The following is a 1,296-nucleotide window of genomic DNA, read 5'->3' as shown; positions in this document are numbered from 1 at the left end:
TGAAGTTTCCCCGTGATGCTGGACACTCGATGCTTACGCCGCGAGGGCGTGTACTTGTTCGTGTCGCTGCCGGGTCTCCAGCGGTGTGAGGTAGCCCCAGACTGGATGCCTTCGCAGCCGCTTGCGGTTGTAGAAGGTCTCGATGAAGGTGAAGATCTCAGCGCGGGCAGTGGTCCGGTCGGGCCAGCGGCGGGTGCCGATCTCCGCTTTCAGCAGCGCGAAGAAGCTCTCGGCGGCGGCATTGTCGTAGCACGAGCCGGTTCGTCCCATGCTCTGCTGCAGCCCCAACCGGCCTATCTCCCGGCGAAGTTCGTCAGCGGTGTACTCCGCTCCGCGGTCCGAGTGCACGATGCAGCCGGGCTGGAGGTCGCTGCGACCGGCGGCCATCGCCAGTGCGTCGACCACCAGGGATGCGCGGTGGTGGTCGGCCATCGAGTAGCCGACGATCTCGCGGGTCGCCAGGTCCAGCCAGGTGGCCAAGTACAGCCAGCCCTCGTCGGTGGGGATGTAGGTGATGTCCCCGACCAGCTTCCGGCCCGGGGCGTCGGCCGTGAAGTCGCGGCCGATGAGGTCGTGAGCGGGCACCGCCTTCTTCGCGGGGCGGGTCAGCGACCGGCGCCTGCGCCGGGTGACCCCGGTGATGTCGCGCTCACGCATGACCCGCTCCACTCGCTTGCGGTTGACCCGCCGGTCCAGCCTGCGCAGTTCGGCATGGATGCGCGGCACCCCGTAGGTGCACCGGGAGGCGATGTGAAGGACGGTGATCTCGTGGGCCAGGACGTCGTCGGCGGCCCGGCGGACGGCGCGGGCCTGCGCGCCGGCCATCCAGGCGTAGAAGGAGGACCGGGCCACCTTCAGCAGCCGGCACAACAGAGCGACTGGGTGGGTGGTCTTCTCCGCCTCGATGAACGCGTATACGTCGTTCATCGATCGCTCTCCTTCGCGAAGAAGACCGCCGCTTTTCGCAGCACCTCGATCGTCTCGGCCTGCTCACGGTTCTGCCGCCGCAGCCGACGCAGTTCCTCCCGCTCCGCGCTCGTGAGCTCGCCCGGCGTCCCCTGCCCACGGTCGACCGTGTCCTGCTTGACCCAGTTCCGCAGGCCCTCGGCGCTGACCCCGATCTCCCGGGCCACCTCGGTGACGGTCCTGCCGGAGGAGCGGACCAGCGCGACCGCGTCGCGCTTGAACTCCTCCGAGTACCGCCTGCTGCGGTTGCTCTTGCTTCCCACCTGGCACTACTTCCTCTGGAACCTCACGTCCCAGTCTCCAGGTGTCCAACATCAAGGGGAAGCTTCA

Annotated in this window: 2 protein-coding genes; both read right to left on the bottom strand. The window is 68.0% G+C overall.

The features are described from left to right. Positions 1-33: 33 nt before the first annotated feature. On the bottom strand, positions 34-927 hold the full coding sequence (locus AQJ67_RS44355; RefSeq protein ID WP_062725876.1) for an IS3 family transposase: 894 nt from the start codon (positions 925-927) through the stop codon (positions 34-36). Further along, positions 924-1,229, bottom strand: coding sequence for a transposase (locus AQJ67_RS44350; protein ID WP_062725874.1), 306 nt, complete (start codon positions 1,227-1,229; stop codon positions 924-926). Before AQJ67_RS44350 ends, AQJ67_RS44355 begins: the two co-directional genes overlap by 4 nt. Positions 1,230-1,296: the final 67 nt, after the last annotated feature.

This window comes from Streptomyces caeruleatus, assembly GCF_001514235.1.
Taxonomy (GTDB): domain Bacteria; phylum Actinomycetota; class Actinomycetes; order Streptomycetales; family Streptomycetaceae; genus Streptomyces; species Streptomyces caeruleatus.
Note: the sequence above shows the minus strand (reverse complement) of the source record. Positions and strands in the feature narration are given on the sequence as shown.

What these genes read in the sequence shown, in the direction of transcription:
- AQJ67_RS44355 (WP_062725876.1), bottom strand. Translation starts at nt 927, where the DNA reads ATGAACGACGTATACGCGTTCATCGAGGCGGAGAAGACCACCCACCCA.